Here is a 25,178-nt window from a genome sequence, read left to right on the forward strand (position 1 = left end):
CGGGTCTTAGGTCGCGTGGCCGAGCTCGCTGCAGCTGCGCAGCATGTCGTCGGAGCCTGCGTCGTTGGCGAGGATGGCGAACAGATCGTTGTCGCCGGTCATCGCCGACTTCTTCTTGGATTCCAGCACCAGCACCGACTGCACCGACTGATGGTCGCATTTGCGGTAGTGCTGCGGGCCCTTGGTCAGATCGTATTGCAGCTTCTCCAGGGCGTCGACCACCTTGTCGGTGTCGGTGCCGCCCGCGGCCTGCATCGCGGCCAGCAGCGATCCGACGCCGGAATAGCCGTAGGCGCCGTAATCGGTCGGGATCGCGCCGCCATTGGCGGCCTTGAATGCCGCGTTGAAAGCGGCTGCCGACTTGCTCTGCGCCTCCAGGCCCCAGTAATAGTTGGCACCGCCGACCACGCCCTCGAACACGTCAGGGCCGACCGCCAAGCGCTGGTTGTGCAGGATGACAGGCACGACGATCTTCATCTGCTGCTTGACGCCGAAATCCACGGCCTGCTTGATCGCATTGGCCTGGTCGCGGCCGAAATTGGAGATGCAGAGCACGTCCGGCCGCATCGACATCAGGCGCGGCATGAAGGTGGAGTAATCGGCCGCACCGAACGGATGCAGGATCTCGCCGACATTGTCCGCGCCGATCGCAGTCTGCGCACGCTTGAAGCCGCGCAGCATTTCATGGCCGTAGGCGTAATCGGCAACGAGATGCGCGACCTTCATGCCCTTCTTCAGGGTCTGCCGCGCCACGGCGGCCGTCGTCATGTGCGGGTTCAGCGCCTCATGGAAGGTGAACTTGCTGAAATCCTTGGCCTCGTTGATGGTGTCGGACTGGCTGATCGAGACATAGATCACGCCGCGGGCGCGGGTCACCTCGTTGACCGCGAGCTGCACCGCGCTGGAGAGCGCGCCGACCACGGCGTGCACCTTGTCCTTCTCGATCAGCTCCAGCGTACGGGTCGCGGCTTCGCCGGCGTTGAGCTTGTCGTCGCGCACCAAGAGCTCGACCTTGCGGCCGCCGATGCCGCCCTTGTCGTTGACGAGCTTGACCGCGAGCTCGGCGCATTTGACCTGATCGCGCGCCTCCGCGGCGAACGGGCCGGTCAACGGGGTCGGGAAGCCGATGCGGATCGTCTCATCTGCGGCGCGGCCGAGCCGGGGCATGGCAAGCAGCGCCGCGCTGGCCGAGAGACCGGCGAGCGCGGTGCGGCGGGTTATCTTCGGGGTCGAACCGGATTTTGGCATGATTTCCTCCAGGGTCTTTTTTCTAGAAACGCTTCAGGGCTTTCAGGACTTTTGTCGGCGTGATCGGGATCGAATTGATGGTGGCATCGAACGGCGTGAGCGCATCGTTGACGGCATTGAGCACGCAAGCGGACGCCGCCGCTGTGCCGGCCTCGCCGACGCCCTTGGCGCCGAGCTCGGTATCGGCGGTCGGCGTCTCGACATGCGCGATCATGATATCAGGCATTTCCATCGGCATCGGCACGAGATAGTCGGCCAGCGAGCCGTTCATGAGCTGGCCGGTGTCGCTGTAGCGGCATTCCTCGAACAGGGCTGCACCGAGCCCCTGCACGATGCCGCCGCGAAGCTGCTCGTCCACCAGCATCGGATTGATGACGCGGCCGCAATCCTCGACGATGAAGTGCTTCAGCACCTTGATGAAGCCGGTCTCGACATCGACCTCCAACGAGCAGCCCTGGATGCCGTTGGTGAAGGCGAAGGGATAGCCCTGCGGCGCGAAATGGTGGCTGACCGTGAGCTGCGCCTGGGTGCCCGGCGGCAGCGTGTCGGAACGGAAATAGGCGATACGCGCGATCTCGGCGATCGGCATCCGCTGGTTCCGCGTCGCCGCGTCCACCACCTGGCCGTCGACGATGTCGAACGCCGACGGTTGCTCCTGAAGGATGAGCGCAGCGATCTCCAGAATGTTCCGCTTGAGCGCGCGCGTGGCCTGCAGCGCGGTCTCGCCGCCGATGCCGGCGCCGCGGCAGGCCCAGGTGGCGCCGCCATGCGGTGTCACTTCCGTATCGCCGGTGATGACCTTGACGTGCTCCTGCGCAAGACCGAGCTGGTCGGCAACGATCTGGCTGATGATCGCCTCGGTGCCCTGCCCCTGCTCGGTGACGGAGATCAGGCAGCGCACCTCGCCCGATGGCGTCAGGCTGAGAATGGCGCCGTCCTGCGAGGAGATGCGCGCACCGCCGACGCCGTAGAAGGCCGGGCTCGGATTGGTGATCTCGATGAAGGTCGCAATCCCGATGCCGCGATAGATGCCGCGCTTGCGCAAATCGGCCTGCTCGGCGCGGAGCGCATCGTAGTCCATCATCTCGTGCAGGCGCTTCAGGCAGGCCTGATGCGACAGCGCCTCGAAACGGTAGCCGGTCGGCGAGGTCTGCGGATAGGCATCGTCGGGGATCACGTTCTGCGCGCGGATCGCAAAGGGATCGAGACCGACCTTGCTTGCTGCCATGTCGACCAGCCGCTCGGTGACGGCGCAGGCGACGGGATGGCCGACGGCGCGATACTGGCTGGTCTGCACCTTGTTCTGGAACAGCACTTCCAGCGTGGCCCGATAATTCTTGAAGCGATAGGGACCGCCCATCAGGCGGATCACCTGATTGCCCTCGACCACGCTGGTGCGTGGATAGGTCGAGAACGCGCCGATCGCGGTCAGATCAAGCACGTCCATCGCCAGAATCTCGCCTTTGGCATCAAGCGCCATGCGCGCGCGGACGCGATGATCGCGGGCGTGGATGTCGGAGACGAAGGACTCGATTCGGTCGGCGACGTATTTGACAGGGCGGCCAAGCAGGATCGAGAGACCGACCACCGCCATGTCCTCGTGATAGACATGCAGCTTCATCCCGAAAGAGCCGCCGATGTCCGTCGCGATGACGCGAACGCGCGCCTCTGGGATACCGAAGTGTCGCGAATAGAGATCCTGGAACTGATACGGCGTCTGCGTCGCGTGATGGACAGTGAGCAGCCTGGCCGACGGATCGTAATCGGCGACGATCGCGCGCGGCTCCAGCGTCACTGCCGTGTGGCGGCCGAACGAAAATTCCTCTTCCACCACATGCGCAGCGTTCGCGAAGGCATCGTCGACGGCACCGCTGTCGAGCTGACTGCGGAAGCAGACATTGCTGGCGCTGCCGGGATTGATCAGGGGGCCGCCGGCTTCTCGCGCTGCGTCGATATCGACGACCAGCGGAAGGTCCTCATAGTCGACCTCAATCAGCTCCAGCGCGTCCTCGGCAATCGCCCGGCTCTCGGCAACGACCGCGACTACCGCCTGCCCGGCCCAGACCACGCGGTCGAGCGGCAGCGGCCACTGCGGCGACGAGGTCATGCCCTTGAAATGGTCGAGCGTGCCGATCCAGGGCGTGCAGATTTTTGCGAGATCGGCACCGGTTGCGACAAGATGCACGCCTTCGAGCGCGCAGGCCTCGTCGGTATTGATCGCGATGATCTTCGCATGCGCATGCGGGCTGCGCAGGAACGCGGCATAGAGCATGCGCGGCAGCTTGAGATCGCTGATATAGCGCCCGCGTCCCGCCAGCAGCCGCTTGGCGTTCGGCCGCGGCACCGAGCGGCCGATATAGGAGTTCGGGCGGTCGAGCGAGGTCAGCGGTGCGCTCATGCTGCGCCTCCGCCTGTGCTGCGTGCCTTGGCCACGGCGTCGATCGCATCGACGATCGCCTCATAGCCGGTGCAGCGGCAGTAGTTACCCGACAGCGCGTCGCGGATTTGCTCGCGGCTCGGCTGCGCGACCTGCGACAGCAGCTCCTGCGCGCTGACCAGCATGCCCGGCGTGCAGAAGCCGCATTGCAGCGCGTTGCGGCGGTGGAATTCGGCCTGGAGGTCGGCGATAGCGCCGCTCTCGGTGAGTCCCTCGATCGTGTTGATGGTCGCACCATCGGCCTGCACCGCGAACATCAGGCACGAATGCACGGCGCGGCCATCGAGCTGCACGAGGCAGGCACCACAGGCGCCCATCTCACATCCGGCGTGGGTGCCGGTCAGCTCGAGCTCATTGCGCAGGCAATCGACCAGCGTCTCGCGTGGTGCGACCTCGCAGGCGACCTTGCGGCGGTTGACGACGAACCGGACCCGCACGGTTTCGTCAGCCTCGTCCAGCAGAGTTTCGTCAAAGCCGCTCATGCGCCGTCCCTCAAACGTCCGAGCAGGCGCCCCAGCAGCACGCGGGCGAGATGCAGCCGCATCGCCGGCGGCACCTCGTCGCCCTCGGGCGGCGCGAGATCGCCTTCGAGAGCGGCTTGTGCGGCGGCAATACGCTCCGCATCGAGATTCGAGCCGATCAGGGTCGCTTCCGCGCCCTTCACACGCATCGGCGTGTTGCCGACCGAGAAGAAGGAGATGCGGATGTCGTCGATGCGGTCGGCGGTGCAGGTCGCAAGCAGGCCGCAACCGACCAGCGCGTAGTCGCCGCGCCGGCGCGCCAATTCGTCGAAGGCAAAGCGCTGGTCGGCCTTGAACAGGGGAACATGGACTGCGGTGATCAGCTCGCCCGGCTGCAACGCGGTCTCGAACAGGTCGAGGAAGAAGTCGTCGGCCTTGACGCGCCGGCTGCCCGTGGCGCCCGCGATCTCGATCTCCGCGTCGAGCGCCAACGTCATCGCGGGAAATTCGGATGCGGGATCAGCGAGCGCGACACTGCCGCCAAAGGTGCCGCGGTTGCGGATCGCGGGATGGGCGACGAAGGGCGCGGCGGCATGCAGCAGCGGCGCGAACTCCGCGATCAACGGCTCGCTCAGCATCTCGCAGTGGCGCGTCAGCGCGCCGATGCGCAGATAGCCGCCTTCGCGCCTGACGCCGCGCAGCTCGTTAATATGGGTGATGTCGATCAGGAGCCGCGGCGCCTGCAGCCGCAACGAGAGCGCCGGCACGAGGCTTTGCCCCCCGGCAATGAAGCGCGCGTCATCGCCGGCGCGTGCGTGAGCATCAAGCGCCTGGTCGATCGTCGCAGCACGAAAATAGCTGAAAGCCCTCGCCTTCACCGCCGTTTCCTCGAGATCCGTCGGCTCATCAGCCGGGATGCCAGATTTGTAACCATCTGGTCTCAAAATCCTGACACGCCGCCGGAGGGCGGTCAACAGGAAATGACCATTTGGTCACAAATGCACCTTTAGGCTAAGAAGGCGGAAGAGATCGCGATTCACGGTAAAATGGCGAAAAAGACGCAGAAGATTGCGAAGCGACCGCGGCGGCGGAGCGAGACGCGCGAGGCAGCCGCGCCAAAGCGCCGCAACATGCGCGCCGCCGACCGCGAGCGCGCGATCGTGGACGAGGCGATCCGCTTCTTTGCCGAGCGTGGCTTCGAGGGCCAGACCCGCGAGCTTGCCAAGCGCATGGGCATCACCCATTCGGCGATCTATCGCCATTTCCCGAGCAAGGAAGCGCTGATCGAGCGCGTCTACCAGGAGGTCTATCTCAGCCGCTGGTCGCCCGACTGGGGCCCGCTGATCCGCGACCGCTCGCTGTCGCTGGAGGCACGGCTGACGCGGTTCTATCTCGACTATGTCGAACGCGTGTTCGAGTACAATTGGGTGCGGATCTTCGTTTCATCAGGGATGAAGTCGTTCGGCATCACCGGCCGCTATCTCGACATCGTCCGCCGCGAGATCATCGAGCCGGCAGCCGCCGAGATACGGCACGATCTGAAATTGCCCGATGCGAAAGCCCATCCGCTGAGCGAACGCGAGACCGAGCTGTTCTGGGGCCTGCACGGCCGCATCTTCTATCTGGCAATCCGCAAGTTCATCTACGAGACGCCGATCCCGTCCGATCTCGACGCCATCGTCCGCGACGCCGTCCAGACCTTCATGGACGGCGCGAAGACGACGATGCCGAAGCTGCTGGCGAACAGCTAGCTATTTCGCCAGGCTCGGCAGATCGAGGCCCTTGTCACGGGCGCAGTCGATCGCAATGTCGTAGCCCGCATCCGCATGGCGCATGACGCCGCTGGCGGGATCGTTCCAGAGCACGCGCTCGATCCGCCTGGCCGCCTCCGGCGTGCCGTCGGCGACGATCACCATGCCGGCATGCTGGGAATAACCGATGCCGACGCCGCCGCCATGGTGCAGCGACACCCAGGTCGCGCCGCTGGCGCAATTGAGCAGCGCGTTGAGCAAGGGCCAGTCGGACACGGCGTCCGATCCGTCCTTCATCGCCTCGGTCTCGCGGTTGGGGCTCGCCACCGAGCCGCTGTCGAGATGATCGCGACCGATCACGATCGGCGCCTTCAATTCGCCGCGCGCCACCATCTCGTTGAAGGCAAGGCCGAGCCGATGGCGATCGCCGAGACCGACCCAGCAGATTCGCGCCGGCAGGCCCTGGAACTTGATGCGCTCCTTGGCCATGTCGAGCCAGTTGTGCAGATGCTTGTCGTCAGGCATCAGCTCCTTGACCTTGGCGTCGGTCTTGAAAATGTCCTCGGGATCGCCCGACAGCGCGGCCCAGCGGAACGGCCCGACGCCGCGGCAGAACAGCGGGCGGATATAAGCGGGCACGAAGCCGGGGAAATCGAAGGCGTTCTTCAAACCCATGTCCTGCGCCATCTGGCGGATGTTGTTGCCGTAGTCGAGCGTCGGGATGCCCTGCGCGTGGAAGTCGAGCATGGCCTGGACATGCTCGACCATCGAGGTCTTCGAGGCGCGCTCCACCGCCTTCGGATCGGACGCGCGCTTGGCTTCCCAGTCGACGAGCGTCCAGCCCTTCGGCAAATAACCGTTGATCGGGTCATGCGCGCTGGTCTGGTCGGTGACGATGTCGGGCTTGACGCCGCGGCGCACCAGTTCGGGAAAGATCTCCGCGGCGTTGCCGAGCAGGCCGACCGAGATCGCCTTCTTGGTCATCGCAGCGTCGGCCATGATCGCCAGCGCTTCGTCGAGCGTTGCGGCCTGCTGATCGAGATAGCCGGTGCGCAAGCGCATCTCGATACGGCTCGGCTGGCATTCGACCGCGAGCATCGAGGCCCCTGCCATGGTCGCCGCCAGCGGCTGCGCGCCGCCCATGCCGCCGAGGCCAGCGGTCAAAATCCATTTTCCCGCGAGGCTGCCGCCGTAGTGACGACGGCCGACCTCGACAAAGGTCTCGTAGGTCCCCTGCACGATGCCCTGGCTGCCGATATAGATCCAGGAGCCCGCGGTCATCTGGCCGTACATCATCAGACCCTGGCGATCGAGCTCGTTGAAATGATCGAGCGTCGCCCAATGCGGCACGATGTTGGAGTTCGCGATCAGCACGCGCGGCGCATCGGCATGGGTACGGAACACGCCGACCGGCTTGCCGGACTGGACCAGCAGGGTCTGGTCGTTCTCGAGCTTGCGCAACGCCGCCGTGATCCGGTCAAAGCTCTCCCAGTCGCGCGCGGCGCGGCCGATGCCGCCGTAGACGACGAGCTCGCTCGGGCGCTCCGCGACATCAGGGTCGAGATTGTTCATGAGCATGCGCAGCGGCGCTTCCGTCAGCCAGCTCTTGGCGCTGATGTCGCTGCCGCGGGGGGCGCGGATGGTGCGGTCATTGTCCAGTCGGCGGTTCATGCGGAAACCTCTTCAGACGAGTCTCGTTCAGTCAAATTTCGGAAACGGGTCAGCCGGGAGCTTGGCAAGGGCCGCAACCGGCAACGCGCCGGCTTCAATCAGCGCGGCGGCCTTGGCGAGATCGCCCGCCATGTAGCGGTCAGCGCCGAGCGCGGGCACCTGCTCGCGAAGCTTCGCGATGACGGCGACGAGCGGCGCGCTGGTCGCATGCGGCGCGCGCAGCGTGATGCCTTGGGCGGCGACCAGAAGCTCGATGCCCAAGATGGCGGCGAGATTGTCGGCCATGTCGGACAGGCGCCGCGCGGCATGCGCGGCCATCGAGACATGGTCTTCCTGGTTGGCGCTGGTCGGCGTCGAGTCGATCGAGCAGGCCAACGCGCGCTGTTTGTTCTCGGCATAGAGCGCCGCCGCCGTCACCTCGGCGATCATGAAGCCGGAATTGATGCCGGGATCCGGTGTCAGGAACGGCGGCAGACCGAAATTGAGCGCGGGATCGACCAGCGTGGCGATGCGCCGCTCGCTGATCGCTCCGATCTCCGAGAGCGCCAGTGCGATCGCATCGGCGGCAAAGGCGACCGGCTCGGCGTGGAAATTGCCGCCGGAGACGATCTCGCCGGTCTCAACCAGCACCAGCGGGTTGTCGGTGACGGCATTGGCCTCGACAATCAACGTGCGCGCGGCCTGCATGATCAGGTCGAGCGCGGCGCCCGCAACCTGCGGCTGGCAACGCAGGCAATAGGGATCCTGCACGCGCTCGTCGCCTTCGAGATGCGACAGACGGATGTCGCTGCCGTCGAGCAGCGCGGTCAGCGTCGCGGCCGCGGCGATCTGGCCGGGATGACCGCGCAGCGCCTGAATTTCGGGACGGAACGGCGCCGTCGACGCCATCGCCGCATCCACCGACAGCGCGCCGGTCACGAGCGCGGCACGTGCCAGGCCGAATGCGCGCAGCACACCGGAGACGGCGTAAGCGGTCGAGAATTGCGTGCCGTTGATCAGCGCGAGCCCCTCCTTGGGGCCAAGCGTCAGCGGCGCAAGGCCGACTGCCGCGAGCGCCTCAGCGCCGGGCACGGTTTTCCCATCGAGGATCGCCTGCCCCTCGCCGATCATGACCGCTGTCATATGCGCGAGCGGCGCGAGATCGCCGGAAGCGCCGACCGAGCCCTGCTGCGGCACCAGCGGTGAGATGCCCCGCGCGAGCAGGGCCTGCAGCTGCTCGATCACCTCGCGGCGGACGCCGGAGGCTCCGCGCCCGAGCGAGACGATTTTCAGCGCCATCATCAGCCGCACGATCGGCTCGGGCGTCGCAGGACCTACGCCGCAACAATGCGAGACGATGAGATTGCGCTGGAGCAGCGCGGTCTGATCCGGCGGAATGCGCTTCGACGCCAGCTTTCCAAAGCCGGTGTTGATGCCATAGACGGGCACTGCGGCCTGCGCGGCCCTTGCGACGATCTCCGCAGCCGCCTCGACGCGCGGCCAGAACGCGGGATCGAGCACGACGGGCGCACCAGCCAGCACGCGCGCGAGATCGTCGAGGTTGACCGTTCCCGGCTTGACGATGATCGCTGCGCCCGGCTCCGTCACTGGCCCCTCCAGACGCGGCGATGCAGCGGATTGAAGCCGATGCGGTAGACCAGCTCAGCGGGACGCTCGATATTCCAGATCGCGAGGTCACACCATTTGCCGGCCTCCAGCGTGCCGGTTTCGTCGAGCACGCCGAGCGCCCGTGCACCTTCGCGGGTAACACCAGCGAGGCATTCGGCGACGTTCATCCGGAACAATGTCGCACCCATGTTCATCGCGAGCAGCAGCGAGGTCAGCGGTGAGCTGCCGGGATTGCTGTCGGTCGCAAGCGCCATGTGCACGCCATGCTTGCGGAACGCCTCGACCGGCGGCTTCTGCGTCTCGCGGATGAAGTAGAAGGCACCGGGCAGCAGCACGGCGACCGTACCTGCCTTGGCCATCGCGGCGGCGCCGGCTTCGTCCGTGTGCTCGAGGTGATCGGCGGAGAGCGCCGAGAATTTCGCGGCAAGCGCGGCACCGCCGAGATTCGAGAGCTGATCGGCATGCAGCTTGACCGGCAAGCCCAGCCCCCTCGCCGCCTCGAACACCCGCGCGGTCTGCTCGGCCGAGAACGCGATGCCCTCCATGAAGGCGTCGACGGCATCAGCCAGGCCGGCCTTCGCGACGGCGGGCAACATCTCCTTGCAGACGAGATCGATGTAGCGGTCCTTGTCGCCGTCGGCCTCGACCGGCAGCGCATGCGCGCCGAGGAAAGAGGTGCGGATCGCAACCGGCCGCTGACGATCGAGGCTGCGCGCGGCGGAGAGCTGCCGCATCTCGGTCTCGGCATCGAGGCCGTAGCCGGACTTGATCTCGACCGTAGTGGCGCCCTCGCCGATCAGCGCGTCGAGCCGCGGCAATGCGCTCGCGACCAGCTCGGCCTCGCTCGCCTTGCGCGTCGCGGCCACCGTCGAGACGATGCCGCCGCCGGCGCGCGCGATCTCCTCGTAGCTCGCGCCCTTCAGGCGCAGCTCGAATTCGTGCGCGCGGTTCCCGCCATAGACGAGATGCGTGTGGCAGTCGACGAGGCCCGGCGTGATCCAGCGTCCTTCGCAATCGATCCGTTGGATAGCGTCGGCATCAACAGGGAAATCCGCCGCTGCGCCTGCATAGACAATATGGCCGCCGCGGATGGCGATCACGCCATGCTCGATCTCGCCGAGATCGGGACGGTCGGCCCGCATCGTGGCGAGCCGGGCGTTATGCCAGATCCGGTCGAAGCGCTCTGCCATGCAACGGTCCCTTCGCGAAGTCCCTGCGCCCTGGGATGCTTGACTTATATGTCTAGACATATAATCGTAAGACGGTTCTGTCCAGCCGGCGTGTCATCATGTCCCGACTGCATTTTGCCTCCGCGCTCCTGCCCTCGGGCTGGGCCAATGACGTGCAGGTGGTGATCACCGCCGGCGCGATCGCGGAGGTGACGCCGGGCGTTGCGCCAAGTGCCGGCGACGAGCGCCACGCCATCGCGCTTCCCGGGCTTGCGAGCCTGCACAGCCACGCGTTCCAGCGCGGCATGGCGGGACTTGCAGAGCTGCGCGGCGACTCGACCGATACTTTCTGGACCTGGCGCGAGACGATGTACCGCTTCGCGCTGGCGATGACGCCGGATGACGTTACCGCCGTTGCCACGTTGCTTTATGTCGAGATGCTGGAGCAGGGTTTTACCCGCGTCGGTGAATTCCACTATCTGCATCACGATCGCGACGGCGCGCACTATTCCGACATCGGCGAGATGGCCGCGCGCATCGCACAGGCTGCCGAAGCGTCAGGCATCGCGCTGACGCTGCTGCCGAGTTTTTATGCGCATGGCTCCTTCGGCGGCGCGCCGCCGCATGACGGCCAGCGCCGCTTCATCTGCACGGTCGATCAGTTCGCCGCGCTGATGGCTGCGTCGCGCAACGCGATCGCAACCTTGCCCGGCGCCAATATCGGCATTGCGCCGCACAGCCTGCGCGCGGTTGCGCCGGGCGAGCTCGCGGCGATCATTCCGCTTGCGGATGGCGGCCCGGTCCACATTCATGCCGCCGAGCAGGTGAAGGAAGTCGAGGATTGCGTGGCCTGGTCGGGGCAGCGTCCGGTGCAATGGTTGCTGGAGCACGCGCCGCTCGATCGGCGCTGGTGCCTCATCCACGCAACTCACATGACTGATACGGAGGTCAGCGCATTCGCGAAGACCGGCGCGGTGGCGGGCCTCTGCCCCATCACCGAAGCGAGCCTCGGCGATGGCATCTTTCCCGCGCGCGAGTTTCTCGCTGCCGGCGGCGCGTTCGGCGTGGGCACCGATTCCAACGTGCTGGTCGGCGTCGCCGACGAGCTGCGTCAGCTCGAATACGGCCAGCGCCTCAAGCATCGCCAGCGCAACGTGCTCTCCAGCGGCGCGGGCCGCTCGACGGGACGCACGCTATTCGACTGCGCGCTCACGGGCGGTGCACAGGCGCTGGCACAAACGACAGTTGGCCTCGTCCCCGGTGCGCGCGCTGATATCGTAACGCTAGACAATGCTCATCCGTCCTTGGCAGGGCGCACAGACGACGCCGCCATCGACGGCTGGATCTTTGCCGCGGGCAACGGCGCGATCGATTGCGTCTGGGCCGGCGGCCACAAGGTGGTCGAAGACGGCCGGCACAAGCTGCGCCGGGTTGCGCGCGAGCGCTTCAACGCGGCGGTGCGGAGGCTCGTCGCATGAGCCTCGCCACCGACGCGGCCGACAAGCCGACGCTCTACAAGCGCATCCGCGCCGACATCGAAAAGCGCATCCTGACCGGCGAATGGCCGCCCGGCCATCGCATTCCCTTCGAGCACGAGCTGGTCGCCCGCTACGGCTGCTCGCGCATGACCGTGAACAAGGCGCTGTCGGAACTCGCCCAGGCCGATCTGATCGAGCGGCGGCGCCGCGCCGGATCGTTCGTGCGGCGGCCGCAGCATCAGTCGGCGGTGCTCAAGATCGCCGACATCCGCGCCGAGATCACGGCGCTCGGCCGCACTTACGGTTATGAGCTGATCGGCCGCAAGCTGCGCGCGGCGACCGCTGCCGACCGCGACCGTCTCGGCGTGAAGAAGGCCGGCAAGGTGGTCGCGATCGCCTGCCGGCACAGCGCCGACAACGTCCCCTTTGCCGTCGAGGACCGGTTGATCGATCTCGCCTCCGTGCCGGACGCAGCGAAAGCCGATTTCTCGCGCGAGCCGCCCGGTTCCTGGCTGCTTCATCATGTCCCATGGACAGAAGCCGAGCATACGATCAGCGCCATCGTTGCGGATGATCGCACGGCGGAAGCGCTCGACATCGCCATCGGCGCGCCCTGCCTCGTGATCGACCGTTATACATGGCGCAGCGCGCGCACGATCACCGCGGTGCGCCTGCTCTATCCCGGTGACTCTCACCGCCTTGTCGCCCGATTCAAGGGAGGCTGAGATGACGATGTCGGCACAAATCGTGCAACGCTTCGGGCAACGGTCCATAGGGGCCGACAGAGATCAACAGGACGTCAATCCATCGATCGGCAAGAGGACGACAATCATGCGTAGTTCAAAGGTATTTGCGACAATCATTGCCCTCGCGGCCTCCACTCCGGTGCTGGCCGACGACGTCAAGGTCGGCGTCGGCATCTCCGGGTGGACCGGATTCGCGCCGCTGACGCTGGCGAAGGAGGCCGGCATCTTCAAGAAGAACGGCCTCGACGTCACGATCAAGAAGATCCCGCAGAAGGACCGCCACCTCGCGATTGCCTCCGGCGATATCCAGTGCGCAGCGACCACGGTCGAAACCTGGATCTCCTGGAATGCCAACGGCGTTGCGACCAAGCAGATCTTCCAGCTCGACAAGAGCTATGGCGCCGACGGCATGGCCGTGCGCAACGACGTCGCCGCGATCAAGGATCTGAAAGGCAAGACGGTCGCGGCGTCCGCGCCGGGCACCTCGCCCTATTTCGCGCTGGCCTGGATGCTCAAGAAGAACGGCCTCACCACCAAGGACGTCACCGTCGTGAACCTCGAGCCCGCCGCTGCCGCGCAGGCCTTCGTCTCCGGCCAGAACGACGCTGCGATGACCTATGAGCCGTATCTGTCGACCGTGCGCGCCGCGCCCGACAAGGGCAAGATCATTGCGACCACGCTGGACTATCCGATCGTCATGGACACGTTCGGCTGCACGCCGAAGTTCTTGAGCGAGAATCCCAAAGCCGCCAAGGCGCTCGCCGACAGCTATTTCGAGTCGCTCGAGATGATCGCCAAGGACCAGGCCAAGGCCTATGAGATCATGGGCGCCGACGTGAAGCAGACCGGCGAGCAGTTCGGCAACTCGGCAAAGTATCTGCGCTGGCAGGACAAGGCCGCGAACCAGAAGTTCTTCGCGGGCGACTTCCTGACCTTCAACAAGGATGCTGCCGAACTCCTGCTCGAGGTCGGCATCATCAAGGCGACGCCGAAGGTCGAGGACCTCTACGACGCGAGCTTCATCAAGTAAGCTTCAACGAATTGCCGGTCCCGCCGCAAGGCGAGACCGGCGCCTGATCGACCATTCGGATAGACAGTTTGATGCGTCCCCTGGATCCCGTGACATCGAGGCAGCGCGTGGCCTTCGGCCTTGCGTTCTTCGTGCTGTTCGTTGCCCTCTGGTCCTGGGCGACCTTCGGCGGCCACGTATCGAAGACCTTTCTCGCCAACCCGCTGACCATGGTGCAGGAAGGTTATGACCTCCTCGCCAAGCAGGGCTTCATCTACGACATCGGCATGACGATCTGGCGCGTGGTCGGCGGCTTCGCGCTCGCCGCGATCATCGCAGTGCCGCTCGGCGTGCTGATGGGCGCCTACAAGCCGGTCGAGGCCTTCCTCGAACCGTTCGTGTCCTTTGCACGCTATCTGCCCGCCTCCGCGTTCATTCCGCTGCTGATCCTGTGGGCCGGCATCGGCGAGCTGCAGAAGCTGCTCGTCATCTTCATCGGCTCGGTGTTCCAGGTCATCCTGATGGTCGCCGTGACCGTCGGCGCGACGCGGCGCGATCTGGTGGAGGCCGCCTATACGCTCGGGGCCAGCGACCGCGGCATCATCCGCCGCGTGCTGCTGCCCTCTTCCGCGCCCGAGATTGCAGAAATCCTGCGGCTGGTACTGGGCTGGGCCTGGACCTACGTCATCGTCGCCGAGCTGATCGGCTCGTCCTCGGGCATCGGTCACATGATCACCGACAGCCAGGCGCTGCTCAACACCGGCCAGATCATCTTCGGCATCATCGTGATCGGGCTGATCGGCCTCCTCTCGGACTTCATGTTCAAGGCGTTCAACGCCTGGCTGTTTCCGTGGAGGCTCGCATGACCACGCTGAAGATCGAGCAGGTCTCGCGCACCTTCCCGGCACGCCACGGCAATGCGCCGACGCGGGCGCTGGAGCCGACCGACCTCACCATCGGCAACAACGACTTCGTCACCATCCTCGGCCCTTCGGGCTGCGGCAAGTCCACGCTGCTGCGTATCGTCGCCGGTCTCGACCGTCCGAGCAGCGGCCGCGTCACGCTCGATGGGCGCGAGGTCACCGGCCCCGGCGCAGATCGCGGCATGGTGTTCCAGTCCTACACGCTGTTCCCCTGGCTGACCGTGCGCGAGAACATCGCCTTCGGCCTGCGCGAGCGCGGCGTGTCCGAGGCGGAGCGCCACAAGATCGCCGATGCCTTGATCCGCCAGGTCGGATTGTCCGGCTTCGAGAACCACTGGCCCAAACAGCTCTCCGGCGGCATGCAACAGCGCACGGCGATCGCCCGTGCGCTCGCCAACGACCCAAAGATCCTGCTGCTCGACGAGCCCTTCGGCGCGCTGGACAACCAGACGCGTGCCCTGATGCAGGAGATGCTGCTCGGCATCTGGGAGCGCGACCAGAAGACCGTGCTGTTCGTGACCCACGACATCGAGGAAGCGATCTTCCTCGGCAGCCGCGTCATCGTCATGAGCGCGCGCCCCGGCCGGATCAAGGCCGAGATCAATGTGGACCTGCCGCATCCGCGCTCCTACAAGATCAAGACCACGCCGGAATTCGTCCAGCTCAAGGAGCGGCTGGTCGAGGAAATCCGCACCGAGGCGCTGAAGGTTGCCGAACATGCCTGACCATCGTCCTTCCGTTGACGGCGCACGCGTCCTCGCCGACCTCAATGCGCTCCGCGCGATCGGCGCCTACAAGACCGGCGTGCACAAGCCGACCTTCTCCGAGCCGCACAAGCTGTCGCTCGAATGGCTCGTGCGAAAGCTGCCCGGCGCCGGCCTTGCCGCGACGACCGACGGCATCGGCAACGTGTTCGGCACCAGCGCAACGCCGGGGCCGAAGCTCCTGGCCGGCTCGCACCTGGAAAGCCAGAACTACGCCGGCTGGCTCGACGGCCCGCTCGGCGTCGTCTACGCGCTCGAAGCCGCGCGGGTTCTCAATATCGATCCCGGCGTCAAAGGCGCCGTCGAAGTGGCCGCCTGGTGCGACGAGGAGGGGCATTTCGGCAGCTTCCTCGGCTCGCGCTCCTATATCGGGCAGGTCACCGAGGCCGAGATCGACGCCGCGCGCGACCGCACCAGCGGCCGCACCATGCGCGATGCGCTCGCCGACATGGGGCTTGCGGGACGCGCGCGCGTCGCCGTCGAGCCGGGACGGCACGTCGGATATCTGGAGGCACATATCGAGCAGGGCGACACTCTCGAGAGCGGCAAGCTCGCGATCGGCGTCGTCACATCCATCGTCGGCATCTGGCAATACAAGATCAATTTCATCGGCGAGCAGAATCACGCCGGCACCACCCGCATGGCCGTGCGCAAGGATGCCGGATTGGCCCTGGCCAAATTCTGCGTCGCGATCGACGAACGGTTTCCGGGCGCCTGCGGTCCCCGCACGGTCTGGACCACCGGCCGCATCACCCTCGATCCCGGCGCGCCGAGCATCATCCCCGGCGGCGCCGAAATGCTGTTCCAGATCCGCGACGACAACCCGGCCGTGATCGCGCGCCTGGAGGAGCTGTTGCAGACCATGGCGGCTGAGGCCAGCGCCAAGGGCCCCTGCACTGTCAACGTGGAGAAAATCCGCACCGGCGCGCCCGCGATGATGAACCCGGGCATTCAGGACGCGATCGAGGCCGCCAGCAAGGCCTTTGCCGACGGACGCTCCATCCGCATGCCCAGCGGCGCGGGCCACGACGCGCAGATGCTCGCGACCGTCATGCCGGCCGGCATGCTGTTCGTGCCATCGATCGGCGGCATCAGCCATCACTGGACCGAAAACACCGCCGACGCCGACATCGTCACCGGCGCGCAGGTCTTCGTCGACGCCTGCCGGCGCATTCTCGCCGGTTAGACATCCAATGCCTGCATCATGAGCGCGAGCGACAGCTATACGGAAGCCACCACCGGCTATTGGCAGGAGCTGACGCCGGACATCCCCACGCGCTTTTCGCCGACGCCGCCCTATCGCTTCGGCTATCCCGTCACCCTGCCCTGCGGCCGCATCCTCGTTCTGCCACTGCGCCAACTGCCTGATGGCGATCGCGCGGTCGCCTCGCTCATCGCCAACCAGGCGTCACACCTCGTCGTCGCGGCGCTGGCAGACCACATGGCGACGCAAGCGCGCGCCTTCGATGCCGAGATCATCGTGGGTTTGCCGACCCTCGGTCTTGCCTTCGCATCCGAGGTTGCCGAACGACTCGGACAGCCGCGCTATGTCCCGCTCGGCTACTCCCGCAAATTCTGGTACGACGACGCGCTGTCCGAGCCCGTCAGTTCAATCACCAGCCCGGATGCCGGTAAGAGGCTGCGGCTGGATCCGAACCTGTTGCCTTTCATCGGAGGCCGCAGGGTGGTGCTGGTGGACGATGCGATCTCGACCGGCGCGACCGCGATCGCCGCCGTGCGCCTGTTGCAGACGATCGGCGCCGAGATCGCCGGCATGGTCGTCGCGATGAAGCAGACCAACCGCTGGCAGGCCTCGACGGCGCCGCTTCCGGTTCGGGCTGTCTACGGCTGCCCGCTGTTCCAGCGTAGCGAGGACGGCTGGGTGCCGCTGACGGAGACGCAGCCGACCATTCCCTGATAGGTAGGCACTTGTCTTGAGCCGGATCGGGCAAAACCCGATCGCTTTGGGAAAGACCGCGGGCCCGTAGCGCGACTAGAATCTCGCTCGCACACGCGAGAGATCAATTCCTGCCATGTCCGATAGCCCGAAGGGCACCGCAACGCCTGCCTCCATCGTCGACGCCCTCAAGGCCGTTGCCGGCAATCCGCCAAAGGTCCGCGCGAGCTTCGCCAAGGGCTGGTGCGTTCGCGGCACCTATACTCCATCGGACCGGGCCGGAGAGATCACGCGATCCCTGAGCTTCACGAAGCCGTCGCGCGTGCTGGCGCGCTTCTCGGTCGGCGGCGGCAATCCCGGTGTTGCCGACACCAACAATCTGGTGCTGCGCGGCTTCAGCTTCAAGCTCGGCGACGACGATCACCGTTCGGATATTCTCGTCGAGAGCGCGCCCGTGCATTTCGCGCGAACACTCGACCAGATGCAGGCCTTCCTCGAAGCCCGCATTCCGGGGCCGGACGGCAAGCCTGATATGGCGAAGGTGAAAGCCTTCTCGGCGGCCAATCCTGAAACGCTCAATCAGGCCAATTACATCGCCGCGCGGCAGCTGCCCGGAAGTCTTGCCGGCACGATGTATTGGGGCGTGCACGCCTTTCCGGCCACGAACGAGCAAGGCGAGACGCGTTTCATCAAGTTCAAGGTCGTTCCGGCCGGCGGCGAGATCACACTCAGCGAGGACGAGGCCAAGGCGAAGCCGGCCGATTTCCTGCACGACGATCTTGGGAAGCGAATTGCCGCCGGCCATGTCCGCTTCAACGTCATGGCCCTGCTCGACCGCCCCGGTGATCCCACCATGGACGTCACCATGCGCTGGCCGGACGAGGACAATCGCGACGAGGTGCGCCTCGGCACCATCGTGATCACGGCCTTTGAGCCCGATCCGGCCTGCGACGCCTCGATCTTCAATCCGGCCAATCTGGCCGATGGCATCGGTCATCCCCCGGACGAGATCTTCGCCGCGCGCCGCGCCGCCTATACCATCTCGCTCGCCAGGCGCCGCTGAGGATGCCGCTTTACGCCTCGCCGCTCGGGGCGCCCAGTGCCTCGCGGCGCCATGCGGCGGGGCTGAGGCCGACGATCGCGGAAAACACCCGCGTGAAGTGGCTCTGGTTGGCGAACCCGGCCGACATCGCGATCTCCGACAGCGGCAGGTCGCGAACGCTCATCAACTGCTTGGCGGCCTTCACGCGCTGATGCAGCAGCCATTGATGCGGCGGCAGGCCGACGGAGATCCGGAACGCGCGCGAGAAGTGACTGACCGACAGATCGAGCTCGGCCGCCACCTTCTGCAGCGAGAGCTTGCCACCGAGATCCGATTCGAGCCGCTCGCAGGCGCGCTTGGCCTGCCACGGTGCAAGACCGCCGCGCGCGGGCGCAGAGGTGCGCTGAAGCCCGCCATAGGTCCGGGCGACATGGGCGGTGAGCCCGAGCATCATGTGGTCGATGAAAAGCTGATTGGCCTCGTCCGGCCGACGCAGGCTCTCCTGCAGCGAGGCGCCAATGTGGCGGATGATGCCATCGTCATGCCCGACGCCGATCTGGCAGTCGAGCTCGTCGATCCGCGGCGCATTGCTTTGCTCGGCGATGCTGTCCAGCGCCGAGCGTGGAATGTAGAAAAACAGCGAGTGGAACGGCTTGTCGATCACGTAGCGCGGGTCGCGCTTGAGGTCGTAGAGATAGGTCGTGCCGGCGTGAACGTCGGCCGTCATGACTGATTTGCCGCGCTCCCAGAGCTCGCAATCCGGATAGTCGTGCAGCTTCAGGCTGACCAGAAACGCATCTTCGGCGGCCAGCGACCCGGACAGGCCGGGAACGGGCCGGTCATTCCGGGTCTCGGTGACCGCAAGCTCGGCGCTGCGCAGCGAGCGCACGACCAAAGCGGGCGGCGCATCCTTCAAACGCAGGAACTGGCCAAGCCTCTCCCCGTAGGCGCCTGCCTGTGTCATGTGGATTGTCCTTCTGTGGGAGCGCAAGTGCAGGCCACAGGGTCCTGCAGATTGCAGGGCCATTATCGGACATCCGCCGATGGCTGTCCACGCGCGGGCACGCGGACCCCATCACGGATTTTCACAAATGCACGACGACTGCCGCGACGTCGCCCCGCAGCTCCGCCTCCTAGAATGAGGTGCCGCCTCCGAACCTGAACTCCTGGACGATGTCGTATTTGCCCTTCGTGATCGGCACCGCGTAGTCGAAGCGCAGCGGGCCGAACGGCGAGGCCCAGATCAGGCCGACACCGACGGACGAGCGCACCGTGTTGCCGTCGTCATATTGCAATCCGCAGGTCGGACAGGCCTTGGTGTTGACCTCGCCCGTGGCTGCCCACGACGTCGGCCCCTGGTAACCCCAGAGCGAGCCGGCATCGGCATAGACCGCGCCCTTGAGGCCGACTTCCTTCGGCAGGAACCAGAACGGCATCTGCAGCTCCATCGACGCGCCCCAGTATTTCGTTCCGCCGAGCGCATCGCCGGCCGCGCCGTAATTGTAGTAGCTGATATCGCGTGGACCGATGCCGTTGGAGGCGAAGCCGCGCACGAGGTTCGGTCCCATCTGGAAATGATCCAGCATGCGCAAATCGTTGTTGCCGATCTTGTTGAGGATGCCGCCCTGAAGGTGGATCACGTTGACGATCTCGGACACCAGCGACGTGTAGTACTTGGTGTCCAGCGCGGTCTTCAGATAGGTCACGTCGCCGCCGACGCCGGCGAAATCCTGCCGGAAGTCGACCAGTAGTCCGTCGGTCGGGTTCTTGGTGTTGTCGAGCGTATTGTAGTTCAGCGTGTAGCCGATCGCCGACGTCCAGGTCGCGCCGTTCGCGAGTTCCTTTCGGACCGGCAGGCTCGATTCGCCGTCGCCATAGCAGCCATAGCCATAGACGCCCGAATCCGTGGCGTTGGTCGGATCCACGCCGCCGAGCACGTTCTTGATGTAGGCCGGTGTCGGGTTGAAGGCCAGCGAGCTGTTCGACGCGTTGTTGTTACAGTTGTTGTAGGCGCTCGCGAGCGTGATGCTCTGCTGATACAGCGAATAGCGGAGCTGGAGCGTGGTATCCTCCCGCAGCGCAAGGCCGATGCGCGGGGAGAAGCCCAGCGTCGTCACGCCATAGCTCGTATAGCTGTTCGACAATTGCTGGCGCCAATAGGTGTCGAATCCGAGGGCCAGCCGGTAGTCGAGCAAGTAAGGCTCGACGAAGGACAGCGATATGCCGCGCGAATACTGGCCGTAGCTGACCGACGCCTTGCCGTAGAGCCCCTTGCCCAGCAGATTGCGCTCGGAGATCGAGACCTCCGCAAGCGCGCCGTCGGTGGTGGAATAGCCGCCCGAGATCGAAAAGTCGCCGGTCGATTTCTCTTCCATGTCGACGATCAGGATGACGCGGTCGCTGGAGGAGCCCGGCTCCGTGGTGATCTTGACGCTCTTGAAGTAGTCGAGGTTCTTCAGGCGGCGCTCGGCACGGTCGACCAGCGCGCGGTTGTAGGCATCGCCTTCCGAGATGTCGAACTCGCGGCGGATCACGTAATCGCGGGTGCGGGTGTTGCCGCGCAGATTGATGCGTTCGATATAGGAGCGCGGCCCCTCGTCGACGTTGAACACGACGGAGACGGTGTGGGCCTCGAAGTTGCGATCCCCGCTCGGCCGCACCACGGCGAAGGAATAGCCGCGGCGTGACGCCTCGATCTGCATCTCTTCGGTCGACTTCTCGACCGATTCCACGTTGTAGAGCGAACCGACCCCGACGCGCGAATAGGAGCGCAGCGAGGCCGCGTCGAAATTGGCAATGCTGGAGCGGAAGTCGACTGAACCGACGCGGTATTGCTGGCCTTCCTCGATCTTGAAGGTGACGAGGAAGCCCTTCTTGTCCGGATCGTATTCGGTGAGCGCGGCCACGACCTGGACGTCGGCGAAGCCGTTCTTGAGGTAGAAGCGCCGGATCAGATCACGATCGGCCTCAACCCGATCGGGGTCGTAGATGTCATTGTTGCCGAGGAAGCTGAGCAAATTGCTCTCATGCGTCTTGATCACGTCGCGCAGCCGCGCGGCCGAATAGGCGCTGTTGCCGATGAACTCGACCGACTTGACGCCGGTCTTGACGCCCTCCTCGATCGTGAAGATGAGATCGACGCGATTGCTGGGCTGCTCGATGATCTCGGGCGTGACGCGCACGTCATAGCGGCCGGACCGGCGATAGATCTCGGCGATCCGCAGCGTATCGGACTGCACCAGCGCCCGCGAGAAGGTCCCGCGCGCCTTGGACTGGATCTCGGCCGTGAGCTGCTCGTCCTTGATCTTCTTGTTGCCCTCGAAGGCGATGCGGCCGATCACGGCGTTCTCCACCACCGACACGACGATGCGGCCGCCGGCCTGGTTGATCTTGACGTCCTGGAACAGGCCGGTCCCGATCAGCGCCTTGAGGCCGTCGTCGATCGCCGGCTGATCGAGGCGACCGCCGGGACCAGGCCTGAAATAGGAGCGGACCGTCTCGGCCTCGACGCGGCGATTGCCCTCGACGACGATCGTCTCCACGGTCTGCGCGGCGGCCGGCTGCGGCAGCAGCGCCAAGGGAAACGAACTCGCAACCGGTACGCCACTCAGCACCGCCACGATCAGCCAGGCCCGCAACAACGACATTCCACACCTCGAGAGTACCCTGCCTGTTCTCAAACGAGAGAGCTGTGGCCGCGATGTGGCTTTGAAGTTGCCGCATGTTTCTGCGCGTTGAATTTCATTCGCGCGGTCAATCGCATCGCGCGGCACGGGCGCGGCCGCGCCGGCGATCACGGGCATGCATCGGCGTCGAACGAGACCGCACGCGTTCCCACGCCGCCAACGTTCAGCAACATTGAGCAATGCCCGGACTCTTTATTCCGATCTCCTGGTGAGTCGCCTGCCGTCACACTGAACGTGGCCTCGATGAGTGAGACCGCCAGCGACATGCTGTCGCATTCAGCGACATCTCGTCGATCGAATGTTGGCATCGCGCGCCAACGCATGATGTGGGCGTGCAGGAATTTGCCGCGCACCATCACGCACTCCTCGAACGCAACTTGAATCATTCCAAACTCGCTCACCGCACGTTCAAGCAATTCTATTTTGCGCGTGTGGAATTCGGCACGCGTCACCAATAGAAGTCCGCATCGCTCTGCGCGCGTCAGCACACCGCTGCACGCGTGCGAGTGAATCATGTCGACGAAAATTGGGGATCATCATCGGTGGGCGTTGCTTTGTTGGAGAGGAAACATCGTTGGTTTGGCAGCGCAGCTGCAATCAACGCGACGATGTTGGGTTCGGTCGTATTCGTATCTGTTGAAGCATTGCCGTCCCGGGCGCAGGCGCAGAGCAGCAACCTGCCGCCGGTCACAGTCGAGGCGCCGAGTGCGCCGAAGCCGCGCAGCACGGCGGCAGCGTCCAGTCAGCGCACCCGATCGTCTCGCGCTGCTTCGACGAACCGGCGCGCCAATTTGACGGCCAGCCAGGAGCGCGCTTCGCAAGCGGCCGGCGGCGCAGCCGGTGCACCGGTTGGCTATGTCGCGACCACCAGTTCCGCCGGCACCAAGACCAACACGCCGCTGCTCGAGACGCCGCAATCGCTCTCGGTGGTGACCAAGAAGGAGCTCGAGGATCGCAACGTCCAGACGCTCAAGGACGCCGTCAACTACACGCCCGGCGTCACCACCACCGCGTTCGGCTACGATCCGCGCTTCGATGCCTTTTCCATGCGTGGCTTCGACGTAACGTATACCGGCATCTATCGCGACGGCCTGCGCCAGGGCGGCGGCAACTTCGCCATTCCCAAGATCGAGCCCTATGGTCTCGAAAGCGTGCAGATTCTGCGCGGGCCCGCCTCCGGTCTCTACGGCCTCGGCTCTCCCGGCGGCATCGTCGATGTCACGACGAAGCGGCCGACGCAGACGCCGTTCGGCGAGGTGCAATTGCAGGCCGGCAATTACGATCGCTACCAGGGCAGCTTCGACGTCGGCGGCCCGGTGCCCGGCAGCGATCAGCTTTACTACCGGCTGACGGGCTTGCTGCGCGACGCCAAGACCTGGTTTCCCGGCAATGACGACGACCGCGCCTATATTGCCCCTGCCCTGACCTGGAAGCCCGACCTCGACACGACCTTCACGATCCTCAGCGAATATCAGAGCAGCCGCACTGCTGCGAGCATCGGAAACGCCCGGACGGCGGACGGGAAGCTGACCAACATCTACTCGAACGATCCGGCGTTCAGCGCGATGGACCAGAAGCAGTTCCGCATCGGCTATGCGTTCGAGCACAATATCAACGACACCTGGACCGTGCGGCAGAATTTCCGGTTCTATCAGGTCGGCGTGGACGCGAAATACACCCAGATCGATTCGCTCGACACCGCGACCCAGACCGCCTCGCGGTCCGCCTGGCGTATCGTGGACAATCTCAAGACCGCCACCCTCGACAACCAGGCCGAAGCCAAGTTCTCGCTCGGCGCGATCAGGAACACCGTGCTGTTCGGCGTCGACTACAGTCAGTCCCGCTACGATGACAAGATCGGGTACGGGTCGGCGCCCGACCTCAATCTTGCGACCATGAACTACGGCGCCCAGGCGATCGCCTCGCCGGCATTTTCGATCTTCACCAAGCAATCGACCAACGAGGTCGGGATCTACGCGCAGGAGCAGGCCAGGCTCGGCGGATTCATCCTGACGCTCAATGGCCGCCAGAGCTGGGTCTCGCAGAGCACGACGACGACGCTGGACGGAACGCCGCAAACCTCCAAGCCTTCCGCGTTCACCGGCCGCGCCGGCCTCAGCTATCTCTTCGACAACGGCATTGCGCCCTATGTCAGCTACGCCACCTCGTTCAGCCCGCAGACCGGCGTTGACGTGACGGGGGCCACGTTCAAGCCGACCACCGGCGAGCAGACGGAAGTGGGCGTCAAATACCAGATGCCGAACGTTCCGCTGCTGCTCACCGCCGCCTTGTTCGACATCAAGCAGGACAATGTCCTGCGCACCAACCCCGACGACATCGCGTTCCAGGCGGCGACCGGACAGGTCGAATCCAAGGGCCTCGAACTCGAGGCCAAGCTGGCGCTCAAGCCGGGCTTCGATCTCACCGCGGCCTATACTCATCTCAACGTCATGATCACGCGCGGCAATACCGATACGACCGGCAATGAATATTCCGGCATCCCCAGGGATTCGTTCGCAGCGTTCGGCAAATACACGTTCCAGTCGGGCACGCCGGTCGAAGGGTTGGGACTGGGCCTCGGCGTGCGCTATATCGGCGCCAATTTCGGCAACGACCAGAATACGTTCGAGAATGCGGCGCAGACCCTGTTCGACGCCGTGATCGACTACGATCTCGGCAAGCTCGACCGGAGTTTCCGCGGCGCCTATATGCGCGTGAACGCCACCAATCTGTTCGACAGGCAGTATGCGACCTGCCAGGCCGGCTATTGCTACGCCGGCGAGCGGCGTCAGGTGATCGGCACGTTGAGCTATCGGTGGTAGGGCGGCGGCGTTCGAAGCGTGCTCGGATCTCGTGTCCCGGACGCGCTGCAACGCGTAAGCGTTGCTGCGCAGAGCCGGAACCCAGAAGGTGGCACGGTACGATGCAGATACATGGGCCCCGGCTCTGCAGCGCACCGTCGAAGTGACGCTGCGCTGCGTCCGGGGCACGAGAGCGGAAGTGGCGCACCGCTGTCCCCACATCGTCGTGGGATGGGTAGAGCGAAGCGAAACCCATCGCGCATCGTCCTCGCGGAAGCATGATGGGTTTCGCTTCGCTCTACCCATCCTACGGTCTTGCAGACACGCCTTCGCATTCTCGCGGCTTAATTCACCCGAGCTTTGTTTGATCTCTTCACCCTCTTTCCCAGGAGGGCGCAGGGAAGGCCGGGTGCCGGCTGGCACCCACGGTCCGCTGTGCGACAGCACACGCAGAAGAACTGCACAGCGGCATACAGGTGAAGCCGCA

At 65.3% G+C, this 25,178-nt stretch carries 21 protein-coding genes; 10 read left to right on the forward strand and 11 right to left on the reverse strand.

The features are described 5' to 3' along the window. Positions 1-6: 6 nt before the first annotated feature. From VGR99_RS39055 to VGR99_RS39070, 4 genes are read right to left on the reverse strand one after another with little or no spacing between them, the layout of a single operon-like run. Positions 7-1,248, reverse strand: coding sequence for an ABC transporter substrate-binding protein (locus VGR99_RS39055; protein WP_326905272.1), 1,242 nt, complete (start codon positions 1,246-1,248; stop codon positions 7-9). Between the two features lie 22 nt (positions 1,249-1,270). Continuing rightward, complete coding sequence (locus tag VGR99_RS39060; RefSeq protein ID WP_326905273.1) at positions 1,271-3,646, reverse strand: xanthine dehydrogenase family protein molybdopterin-binding subunit; 2,376 nt, start codon at positions 3,644-3,646, stop codon at positions 1,271-1,273. Next, positions 3,643-4,167, reverse strand: a complete 525-nt coding sequence (locus VGR99_RS39065) for a (2Fe-2S)-binding protein (protein ID WP_326905274.1) — start codon at positions 4,165-4,167, stop codon at positions 3,643-3,645. The genes VGR99_RS39060 and VGR99_RS39065 overlap by 4 nt, the downstream gene beginning before the upstream one ends. Further along, positions 4,164-5,024 (reverse strand): xanthine dehydrogenase family protein subunit M, encoded by an 861-nt coding sequence (locus VGR99_RS39070; RefSeq protein ID WP_326905275.1) that lies wholly within the window; start codon positions 5,022-5,024, stop codon positions 4,164-4,166. The genes VGR99_RS39065 and VGR99_RS39070 overlap by 4 nt, the downstream gene beginning before the upstream one ends. A gap of 252 nt (positions 5,025-5,276) precedes the next feature. Between VGR99_RS39070 and VGR99_RS39075 the strand changes: the two genes are divergently transcribed. Further along, a complete protein-coding gene (locus tag VGR99_RS39075) occupies positions 5,277-5,897 on the forward strand; it encodes a TetR/AcrR family transcriptional regulator (RefSeq protein ID WP_326905293.1) in 621 nt (206 codons plus the stop codon). Here the strand turns inward: VGR99_RS39075 and hutU are convergent, their stop codons facing one another. The 3 genes from hutU to hutI are packed head-to-tail and all read right to left on the reverse strand — an operon-like array spanning position 5,898 to position 10,366. Beyond that, a complete protein-coding gene (gene hutU, locus VGR99_RS39080; protein WP_326905276.1) occupies positions 5,898-7,568 on the reverse strand; it encodes a urocanate hydratase in 1,671 nt (556 codons plus the stop codon). Between the two features lie 27 nt (positions 7,569-7,595). Then, positions 7,596-9,155, reverse strand: a complete 1,560-nt coding sequence (hutH, locus tag VGR99_RS39085) for a histidine ammonia-lyase (protein ID WP_326905277.1) — start codon at positions 9,153-9,155, stop codon at positions 7,596-7,598. Next, entirely contained in the window at positions 9,152-10,366 is a 1,215-nt protein-coding gene (gene hutI, locus VGR99_RS39090) for an imidazolonepropionase (protein ID WP_326905278.1), read from the reverse strand. Before hutI ends, hutH begins: the two co-directional genes overlap by 4 nt. 98 nt (positions 10,367-10,464) lie before the next feature. Between hutI and VGR99_RS39095 the strand changes: the two genes are divergently transcribed. From VGR99_RS39095 to VGR99_RS39130, 8 genes are all read left to right on the forward strand, one after another. Continuing rightward, positions 10,465-11,823 (forward strand): formimidoylglutamate deiminase, encoded by a 1,359-nt coding sequence (locus VGR99_RS39095; RefSeq protein WP_326905279.1) that lies wholly within the window; start codon positions 10,465-10,467, stop codon positions 11,821-11,823. Then, positions 11,820-12,548, forward strand: coding sequence for a histidine utilization repressor (gene hutC / locus VGR99_RS39100; protein WP_326905280.1), 729 nt, complete (start codon positions 11,820-11,822; stop codon positions 12,546-12,548). Before VGR99_RS39095 ends, hutC begins: the two co-directional genes overlap by 4 nt. Positions 12,549-12,654: 106 nt before the next feature. Continuing rightward, entirely contained in the window at positions 12,655-13,599 is a 945-nt protein-coding gene (locus VGR99_RS39105) for an ABC transporter substrate-binding protein (RefSeq protein WP_326905281.1), read from the forward strand. A gap of 71 nt (positions 13,600-13,670) precedes the next feature. Then, on the forward strand, positions 13,671-14,444 hold the full coding sequence (locus VGR99_RS39110; RefSeq protein WP_326905294.1) for an ABC transporter permease: 774 nt from the start codon (positions 13,671-13,673) through the stop codon (positions 14,442-14,444). Beyond that, positions 14,441-15,226: an ABC transporter ATP-binding protein gene (locus VGR99_RS39115; RefSeq protein ID WP_326905282.1), complete on the forward strand. Its 786-nt coding sequence runs from the start codon at positions 14,441-14,443 to the stop codon at positions 15,224-15,226. Before VGR99_RS39110 ends, VGR99_RS39115 begins: the two co-directional genes overlap by 4 nt. Further along, positions 15,219-16,451, forward strand: coding sequence for a Zn-dependent hydrolase (locus VGR99_RS39120; RefSeq protein WP_326905283.1), 1,233 nt, complete (start codon positions 15,219-15,221; stop codon positions 16,449-16,451). The genes VGR99_RS39115 and VGR99_RS39120 overlap by 8 nt, the downstream gene beginning before the upstream one ends. 18 nt (positions 16,452-16,469) lie before the next feature. Beyond that, positions 16,470-17,183 carry a phosphoribosyltransferase gene (locus VGR99_RS39125; RefSeq protein ID WP_326905284.1) on the forward strand — a complete coding sequence of 238 codons (714 nt, stop codon included), beginning with the start codon at positions 16,470-16,472 and terminating at the stop codon, positions 17,181-17,183. Positions 17,184-17,298: 115 nt separating this feature from the next. Next, positions 17,299-18,225 (forward strand): catalase family peroxidase, encoded by a 927-nt coding sequence (locus VGR99_RS39130; RefSeq protein WP_326905285.1) that lies wholly within the window; start codon positions 17,299-17,301, stop codon positions 18,223-18,225. A gap of 10 nt (positions 18,226-18,235) precedes the next feature. Here the strand turns inward: VGR99_RS39130 and VGR99_RS39135 are convergent, their stop codons facing one another. The 4 genes from VGR99_RS39135 to VGR99_RS39150 all read right to left on the reverse strand — a co-directional run bounded on the left by VGR99_RS39135 (position 18,236) and on the right by VGR99_RS39150 (position 22,617). Further along, entirely contained in the window at positions 18,236-19,168 is a 933-nt protein-coding gene (locus VGR99_RS39135; protein ID WP_326905286.1) for an AraC family transcriptional regulator, read from the reverse strand. A gap of 169 nt (positions 19,169-19,337) precedes the next feature. Beyond that, entirely contained in the window at positions 19,338-21,851 is a 2,514-nt protein-coding gene (bamA, locus tag VGR99_RS39140) for an outer membrane protein assembly factor BamA (protein ID WP_326905287.1), read from the reverse strand. 146 nt (positions 21,852-21,997) lie between these two features. Then, on the reverse strand, positions 21,998-22,342 hold the full coding sequence (locus VGR99_RS39145) for a hypothetical protein (RefSeq protein WP_326905288.1): 345 nt from the start codon (positions 22,340-22,342) through the stop codon (positions 21,998-22,000). 59 nt (positions 22,343-22,401) lie between these two features. Continuing rightward, positions 22,402-22,617 (reverse strand): hypothetical protein, encoded by a 216-nt coding sequence (locus VGR99_RS39150; protein WP_326905289.1) that lies wholly within the window; start codon positions 22,615-22,617, stop codon positions 22,402-22,404. 64 nt (positions 22,618-22,681) lie between these two features. On the opposite strand from VGR99_RS39150, the gene VGR99_RS39155 reads away from it, so the two are divergent. Next, positions 22,682-24,712 (forward strand): TonB-dependent siderophore receptor, encoded by a 2,031-nt coding sequence (locus VGR99_RS39155; RefSeq protein WP_326905290.1) that lies wholly within the window; start codon positions 22,682-22,684, stop codon positions 24,710-24,712. The last annotated feature ends 466 nt before the right edge of the window (positions 24,713-25,178 follow it).

The organism is Bradyrhizobium sp. (genome assembly GCF_035935975.1).
Classification (GTDB): Bacteria; Pseudomonadota; Alphaproteobacteria; order Rhizobiales; family Xanthobacteraceae; genus Bradyrhizobium.